This is a genomic window from Thorsellia kenyensis (assembly GCF_042432445.1).
Classification (GTDB): domain Bacteria; phylum Pseudomonadota; class Gammaproteobacteria; order Enterobacterales; family Thorselliaceae; genus Thorsellia; species Thorsellia kenyensis.
In genome coordinates, this window is the sequence record NZ_JBHLXE010000027.1 from 125,472 (window position 1) to 133,945 (window position 8,474).

The following is an 8,474-nucleotide window of genomic DNA, read 5'->3' on the forward strand; positions in this document are numbered from 1 at the left end:
CCGACATGAGAGAAATCTGTTTAAGACTAAGGCTCCCTAGCAATAAAGCCGTCAAATTGATAAGACCTCATGTGCGAATTTCATCCTGTGCTCAGGCTCAAATAGCCTACAAAGAAGCCGAATATATGGAAGCATTCGAATTTAGTTAAAAATCTCATTTTTTTCTTGCCAATTGGAAGAAGTCCATATTAGGCTGTTAAGTCTGGACGGTTATTGACCGCTTTAGCATCATTTGAAACTGAAGACACACGTGTAATAAAGTATCGATTTTTCTCATTCAAAGACTGAATAGTCGCTTTAGTGTAAAGCGCTGAATCAGCAATTAAATGTTGACTATTCTCAGCAGCTTTTAATGAATCTAGCTGTGATTTAATGATATCTTGGAAAGTCGATTTATCTTCAGCATTGCCACTGAGTACTTCCAAGTATATTGGGATCCCAGCTTGATTTTCAGTGATTAAAGCAACAATGGCTTGGTTAAGTTCAGGTCTATGATCTCGACTATATCCTTGGACAATACGAATGAATTTATCAGTATCACCAGGCGTGTTGTCATTGTAAGCAGTCCCATCGACATGGAAGCTAGTGAAGTCAAGATTGATCGCTTTAGGGGGAATTTTTAGGGTATTAAGCGTTTTAATCGCAAGTTCACTGTAGAGTGAAGAGACGCCATAATCAAAAACAGTATCTAAGGTTCGGCCCAGCACATCATCGTTCAGATGTTTACTATAGATACCAGGCGAAATCAGTAAATCGATAGGCTTATCAGAGAAATATTCAGGAACTAAATAGAGGGCTTGAGAATGAAATCCTAGTGCATTAAGCAACATCGCTGCAACTGCTTGACCATGACAGACATGGTATGGCTTAGTTTTAGGGATGACATGATCAATGTAGTCAATTAACCCAACCTGTTTAATAAAACCAGCAACTAATCCTAGATGCCCATAATCATACACGTTTACATTATCGAAATTCATAATCACCATCCAAAAAGTCACAATTGATCACTTTTTGATCATAATGACAATAACTTAAACTAAAAATGTGATGTAATTCACAAAAAAACATGTTAATTAATCATTTATTGAACCGCAGAATGTCAGATTAACGGTGAAAAAATCAATCCGCAACTCGTTTTGCCTCGTTATGATTTTTTGCAGAATTATGCTTTTATTTAGTCATTAGCAGGATTTTATAAGCGATTAATTTTTTTATTACTTATCTTAAAGATTAGAGTAGCTGAACCTTTGTTGTAAAACTGAACACACTCAAGAATGGTCAAGATAAAAAAGTGGTTCTAACAGTTAAATGAGGAAAGATTGATGAAACATTTAAGGTAATCAACTTGAGTGATAGAAAAGACAAAAACATAGCATATTTAGTGACGATCTTCCACTAGATCATTTTAGCACACAAAAGATACTTGAATCATATTGGCCAAGGTGGCAATCAGAGTTTTTTAAGAGTTAAAATCATACTGTAGCATAAAAAAGTGAATGCAAACTATCCAAAGAGTGGAAAATCATTGTAAAAAAACAGGGTTTTATCATTTTCAATCAAGTGCTTCTGGTTTTTCGTTTGAGTTGATGGTTGGTATTATGATTTTTAACTACAAAGTTTCAAGATCGAATACTTAACTGGTTACCTAATTTTATAGGCATTATTTTAACTGCGCGGGTGATGAAAATGAGAATGAAATTATAGAAAAACTTTAATTTTTTGACTAAATGGGTAGCTAGACCCCATCAAGAACGAGGTAGTAATAGTATTTTATTTCAATTAGGCATTCAATCATGTCCTAATCATAAACTTGGTCGGTAATTAGTTGCTAATTAGCCCTAAGTGCATGCGAATGTTTATTTAGTTTGTTCGTTGGCTTCTGAGAAATTTCAACTGCCTACAAAATTAAAAGTTTAAATTCTCAATCTTATTCGTTAAAAATGCAAGCGGACAGATTAATAAAATTTATAAGGGCATCCTAAATATCAAAATGCCCTTATATTTACATTATTAGGAATCCATGTTTTAAACTTTTACCAAGAAATTGGAATGTCGATGGATTTAGGTTGTCCACTATTTAAATATTGATCTGCAGGACGTATTTCGATTCTATAATATCCTCCTGCATGTTCAGCCTTCACGGGTGGGCTTGGTGGAATAACTCCAGAAGTTGGTATGTTACCCCTTATAAGCTCTAATTGATAAAGAGAATTAATATAGTACCAACTATAAGATGATTGATCTTTAATTATATCAACGCCACCATTATCAAAAGTATAAGTACCATTTATCACCTGGCCTACAGAAGCAAATGCAGGGACATTTATATTTGTCACTCCAATTTGGTTTTTCAAAACAAATATTGGAATTTCAACACTGTTTCCCTGATAACTAAAAGTGATCAAAGAAGAACTTGGCCCAATGACATTTGGGTTCTTACTTATCAGGCCTGATGTCGTAACTATAATATAATTCGTATTAACCGACCATGTTCCTAGCTCATTAATTAATATTTCAGTTCCTAAAGAATAAGAGCCATAAACATTCGCTTGCCTTGCTTCAGAATCTGTAACATATAATACAATAGATTTACTATCGGATCGAATATCAACGAAATATTCCAACGGCATTTCAATTCTTTTTGATTCGCCGGGCAAAGAGTATTGAGAATCAGGGGTTAATTCTAAAATGAAATAACCGCCTGCATATTTGGCGAGTACCGGAGGGCTGGCAGGTACAATGCCAGATTGTACTATTTGTCCTTCAGAAATAATAGTTTCAATACCTTTTGCATCTTTATGTATCCAACGATATTTTGACTGATCTATTAAGTTCTCATTACCATTATTTTCAAACTTATAGGTTCCAGTAATTTGAGTATTTATTTTGCCATTCCCGTTTAAGATAAGATTGGCTATACTAACCTTATTCCTTGAATCGAAGACAATTATTGGTAAATGAATACTTTGTCCATAAATTGAGAAGGTGACAGATGTTGAAAGAGGTCCTTGATGAAGAGGATTCAGGGAAATCTCACCTTGCTGAGTCACTATTATGCTTGCATTATTTGATACCCAGTTGCCATAAGTATTTATTCTATACTCACTACCTAATGAATAAAGCCCAACTGCTGCAACTTCTGTCTTTTGAGTATCACCCACAAGTAAATTGAGTGATTCAGGTATGAATGAAAGTTTTACCAGTTTTTCTAACGCAAAATTTGTTTTTATAGTGTCTGCGGTATTTCCATATTGATCTTTAGGTATTAACTCAAGCACAAATTCTCCTCCTGCATGTTCTGGTGTGATCAGTGGACTTTGTGGAATTTTTCCAGATGTCGAGACTACTCCGCTGTTCAATTCCTGTAGTGTTCCATTAATGGTCTTAAATAGCCAGCGATATTCCGAACGATCCTCAATAGTTAGTGAAGAATTATGGGAAAATTTATAAGAACCTGATAAAGTACTATTTAATTTACCATCTCCTTCTAGTTTAATATCTGAGATTGATAGGTCCACAGGTACCACATTAACAGGTATTCGCAAAGATTTATCTAAAATAGTAAATATGATTTCAGCTGAAAAGGCATTTCTTGGTTCACCTGCATAATTTACTATTCCTTTATTTGAGACTGTAATACTTGGATGTGTAGAGGTAAACTGGCCAAATTCAGTGATATCTTTATTAGTATGAGTAAAATTACCATTTATCTTCAACGCTTTTTGTTCATTTATTCCGGTATAAAAGGCAAGTTGACTAGGAGTGCTATTAATAGAATCTAGCTTATCAGACATTGATGAGACCGTTTGTTTTTCTCCTTGCGTATTATTTTGATCGATAGCTGTTACTTCTAAATAAAGAAGTTGTCCACTAGATTCAATATTAACAGTCCAATCTGTTTTGATCTTGCCAGGTGTTACTACTTTTGAGTTTTCAAATGTTTTTTCCTGTCCATTATTTTCAATCACATATAAACGATAAGCTGAATTATCTTCTAGATTATCATAACCTCTAGAATCGAATACATAGGTTGCCTCAACAGGCGTAAATAGTGCTTGATTTGATGTTATTTTTAATTCTTTAATCGCTGCAAAAGGTAACATAGCAGTTACTTGGATTTCTGCTTTTTTGTCTAATATGGTATAGGTTAAAGTAGCTGAATCTTTATCTTGTAAATCATCAGAGACAGTTAATTTACCTGCACTATCAATCTTAAATTTATTGTTGTTGCTCGTCCAACTTCCTCTTGTTGTATTGATTTCTTTTTCATCATTTGAAAAGGTAATATCAGCTTGAAGTTGTATATGTGTATTTTGATTTATGATCCAATCGATAGAAGAATAGTTTAATTTTATTTCTTTTATGCCAAGAACTTTAATCTCTTTTGTCGTTGGAGTATTTCGTCTGTCAATATCGTCAACCGCAGTGACATCTAAAGCAATATTAGTACCTACAAAGTTATTCATCGGTATACGGATTGGTGGGATGTTGCCACTGGATTCAATAATGCCTTTTCCAAGAGTTTGTATTTGATTGTCTTTGTCTAAATGATACCAATGATATTCAGATTTATCTATCGCATTAGTTCGTCCTCCATCATTGAATTGGTATGAAGCAATCAATTGTTCATCTGGGAAAGGAAAACCAATGATTTTAAGATCTTCAATGCTAGGCTGTTTGAAAAGCTCATTATTTATGTTTTCTGTATCAATTGTTTTTGCTATACCGACATTATATAAATCATTTTTAAAAATAATTGGAAGAGCTGAAACTTCAATGACCCGATTGAGATCATCTTGAGTTAATGGTAATGAAAAGGGTGATAAAGAAAAATCAGGATCATCAAAAGTAGCCTTACTAGCCGTTGTACCTTTATTTCCCCACCAGAAACGTATTTGAAAATCATAAGGCTCTTCTGTATTTGGGACTTCATCATAAATTAATTCGATTTTTTCACCTAGCGCGAATAAACCTGTTAATTTTAAATTGTTAATTTCAGGTCTTTGTTGTGTTTGCTTTACTTCTTGAAAAAAATAATCTTTTATTGGTTCGCCTTTTATCCCTTGATTATTTAAAGGTTTGTTATCTCCTGGCTGTGAGGGTTCTTGAGAAAAAAAATAGTTTAAATCCCAATATTTTAATTCTTGACCTTTACTAGGAAGTCCTGTTTTAGATTTTGGAGTATAGATAAAACCTATCCGTTTTCCTTCAGCAAATTTTGGGATAATTAAAGTAGAATCAAAAGAGGAAATAGAATCATTGGAGTTATTTATTTCAAAAAAATTATCCACTGAATTTTCAGCTAATGTGTCTGATGCAATTGGAGTAGTAAACAGATCGTCCCAAGAATTAACTAATGTCCAATCGCCTAACTTAGGCTCTAATAGATACCAAGTTAGATCTGAATTATTTATGTCACAAGAGTCTCCATCATGGTCAATCTGCATAAAAAAGTTGCGATCTTCCGATTTTGATTCGTTGCCTTCGCAGAACGAAAATGGAATAGTTATCTCACTACCAGCAATCAACTGTGCATTCATGTTTGCATCAAATAAATAACTATTGGATTTTATATGGGTACCTATCGATTTGATATAGGGTGGATGGCCGATAATCGGTTTTGTTTGTAATGTGTTTCCTAATTGAATTTCTGACAAAACAGTCAGCGGTAAAAATAAAATTAAGAGTAGAATCCAAGATCTCTTCATATAAATCCTTTTAAAATGAAATACGCATTAAGATTACATAAATATGTAATAAATTAGTTAATTTTGCTTATAGTCAAATAAAATTTAAATATAATTAATCCGGATAATCTAACATAGTAATATTTTACCAAGTAATTATTTTATTTCTTTGGCTAAAAATTCTTTTTATTCAATAGGTTGAATTGCTTTGATTGTGTAAGCATAAGTTAATTTCTTTTAGTTTAAATCATAAAACTTACAAAAAAAAAGGGATGGTTTTTCTTAACTTTACAGTAATATTTTTATCAATTATTTCCAGAGAAAGATATTATTGTTAACTTAAATCAACTGTATGGCATTAATTTAAATTTTTATGCATATTAATTAACTAAAGCAATGCAACAGTGCTTTCTAAAAAACTTTAATGATTGATTAATATGATAAATTAATTTAAAGAAATTAAACAATTGAGATAAGCCGATTTTGTTATATTTTGTATAGACAAAAAATGTTAGTGGTTTTTATTTTATAAAGAGCCCCTTAAAAATCATTTTTTACAATAAAGCTAAAACTTTAATAAAACCTTAATGAGGGGTTGTTAACATTTTGTTTAGGTATTTGAATCAATTTACATTCAAGATAAAAAAATAAAGGGGAATGATATGTTTTTTAAGAAAAGAAATATTTATATAAGCTTGTTTTTTATTATTGTGGGTTGCGATAATAATAACAATAGTGGTTATGTTTATGAAGCAGGTGATGAAAACAAAGTACCTCATGTTGATGATTTAACTAAAATCTAAAAATTGTACTGGTATACTGATTTCGGACACTCATTAAGAGGTGATAGAATGAGTATCATTAAATAATGAGGGTAAAATTATGACCAAGAAAACAAGGCGTGTTTTTAGTACTGAATTCAAACTTGAATATGTCAAATTAGTGACTGAGCACAATCATTCGGTACAAGAAGCGGCTCAAGCCATGAATGTGAGTTTATCTGGACTAGGCAAATGGGTTAAACAGTATAAAGATGAACAAAATGGCAAGGTAGCATCGGGTTCAGCGATATCTCCAGAACTAGTTGAAATACAGAAGCTTAAAAAAGAAATCGCAAAGCTTAAACTACATAATGAAATCTTAAAAAAGGCTTCAGCTTTGCTCATGATAGACACGCTGAACAATTCTTGATAATCAAGAAACTCGAGCAAAGCTACCCAGTACACACATTATGTTAAGTATTTAACGCCAATAGCAGTAGTTATTATTACTGGCGAGAATGCATTGGTGCTATTAATAAAACAGAGGTTGAATTACGCAGTTTGATAAGTGAAGCCTTCATTGAGAGTCGGGGCTCCGCTGGGGCAAGAAGCATATCGGATATGATTTATCATTCAGATGGCATTCGTTATTCGCGCTATATCATTAATAAGCGAATGAAATTAATGGGATTGATCAGTAAGCAAGCATTAATACACAAATACAATTTGGCAGATACTGAACATGTTGATATTCCGAATCATTTAGATAGACAATTTGCTGTCACTGAGCCAAATCAAGTCTGGCTTGGAGATGTGACTTATATTTGGACAAGCCAAGGTTGGTCCTATCTCGCTGTAGTGATGGATCTTTTTGCACGTAAACCGATTGGATGGGCGATGTCAAAATCACCTGACAGCAATCTGACATGTAAAGCGTTGAACATGGCTTTTGAAGCAAAAGGCAGACCTACTGGGATGCTTTTTCATAGCGACCAAGGCACCCATTATGCAAGCAAGCAATTTCGTCAGCTGCTCTGGAAATATCAAATCAAGCAGAGTCTATCAAGGCGAGGAAACTGTTGGGATAGTAGCCCTATGGAGCGTTTTTTTAGGAGCCTTAAAACTGAATGGGTACCAAAACTTGGCTATGATAATTTAACGGCAGCTAATCAAGATATAGTGAATTATACCGTAAAGTATTACAGTGGTGTCAGGCCCCATAGTTATAACTGTGGCCTGACACCAAATAGAAAAAAGCAATTATTTTGGGAAACCTCTAAGAAAGTGTCCTAAATTAGTTGACCACTACATAGTGAATGAACCTTATACGATGAAATTTGATAGTGGATTAGTAATTTCAGGTAAAACAGATAAGCTAGGACGAACGAAGATGGCATACACCCCACAAGAAGAAAATATTGCGCTCACTCGCCCTGAAAATCCCCCACTCAAAAAAGAACAGTATTATCGGGCCTCAGATAATCAGCAAGTCGAGCGTGTGATGGAATTTAAGGAGTGAAACATGACTGAAACTAATATCTGCCCAGCTATAACCACGATAAAATGCACGATGGAGCGCGTTGAGTTACCAGATTTGAAAGATCAATGGTATCTCGCTGAAAAAGCAGAATTCGCAATGCGCCTACCTAAAGAAATCATTGTTAAGCGTACCGCACGCTATCTAAAACAAATCGTTATGAGTGGGCTCATTCGTATTGAAGAATATAATCAAGACTACTTATGGCCTTATAAGGCTGAAGTTATTTTTTCCATGGTCTATCCGACGCCCATCCCGATGTTAGCAACGAGTGAAGCCTCTTGGAAAAAATACCCTAAAAATAATCTCCCCCACTCAAGTAATCCGTTTGCCATGCCGGCGCTTGAGAAGGCGATGATGCGAGGATTTAGAGGGATCAGGAGGCCTGATATTATCTTGGTTAAAAATGAGTCTCTTAGATCAGGGGGAGATTAAACTTTTGCCAGCTTCATCAGCATTTAAAATCATCCCCTTGTTAAATTGAAT

Annotated in this window: 5 protein-coding genes and 1 pseudogene; 4 read left to right on the forward strand and 2 right to left on the reverse strand. The window is 33.9% G+C overall.

The features are described from left to right. Nucleotides 1–188 precede the first annotated feature (188 nt). Both ACFFIT_RS03110 and ACFFIT_RS03115 read right to left on the reverse strand, forming a co-directional pair. Nucleotides 189–980: an IS1634 family transposase gene (locus ACFFIT_RS03110; RefSeq protein WP_385876184.1), complete on the reverse strand. Its 792-nt coding sequence runs from the start codon at nucleotides 978–980 to the stop codon at nucleotides 189–191. A 1,056-nt stretch (nucleotides 981–2,036) separates the two neighbouring features. Continuing rightward, on the reverse strand, nucleotides 2,037–5,711 hold the full coding sequence (locus ACFFIT_RS03115) for a hypothetical protein (protein WP_385876185.1): 3,675 nt from the start codon (nucleotides 5,709–5,711) through the stop codon (nucleotides 2,037–2,039). Nucleotides 5,712–6,352: 641 nt separating this feature from the next. On the opposite strand from ACFFIT_RS03115, the gene ACFFIT_RS03120 reads away from it, so the two are divergent. The 4 genes and pseudogenes from ACFFIT_RS03120 to ACFFIT_RS03135 all read left to right on the forward strand — a co-directional run bounded on the left by ACFFIT_RS03120 (nucleotide 6,353) and on the right by ACFFIT_RS03135 (nucleotide 8,423). Further along, on the forward strand, nucleotides 6,353–6,493 hold the full coding sequence (locus tag ACFFIT_RS03120; protein ID WP_385876186.1) for a hypothetical protein: 141 nt from the start codon (nucleotides 6,353–6,355) through the stop codon (nucleotides 6,491–6,493). A gap of 79 nt (nucleotides 6,494–6,572) precedes the next feature. Continuing rightward, a pseudogene (locus ACFFIT_RS03125) lies at nucleotides 6,573–7,744 on the forward strand (IS3 family transposase). Nucleotides 7,745–7,781: 37 nt separating this feature from the next. Continuing rightward, the gene (locus tag ACFFIT_RS03130; protein WP_385876187.1) at nucleotides 7,782–7,970 is read left to right on the forward strand and encodes a hypothetical protein; all 189 of its coding nucleotides are present in this window, start codon (nucleotides 7,782–7,784) and stop codon (nucleotides 7,968–7,970) included. 51 nt (nucleotides 7,971–8,021) lie between these two features. Next, nucleotides 8,022–8,423, forward strand: a complete 402-nt coding sequence (locus ACFFIT_RS03135) for a VRR-NUC domain-containing protein (RefSeq protein ID WP_385876188.1) — start codon at nucleotides 8,022–8,024, stop codon at nucleotides 8,421–8,423. The last annotated feature ends 51 nt before the right edge of the window (nucleotides 8,424–8,474 follow it).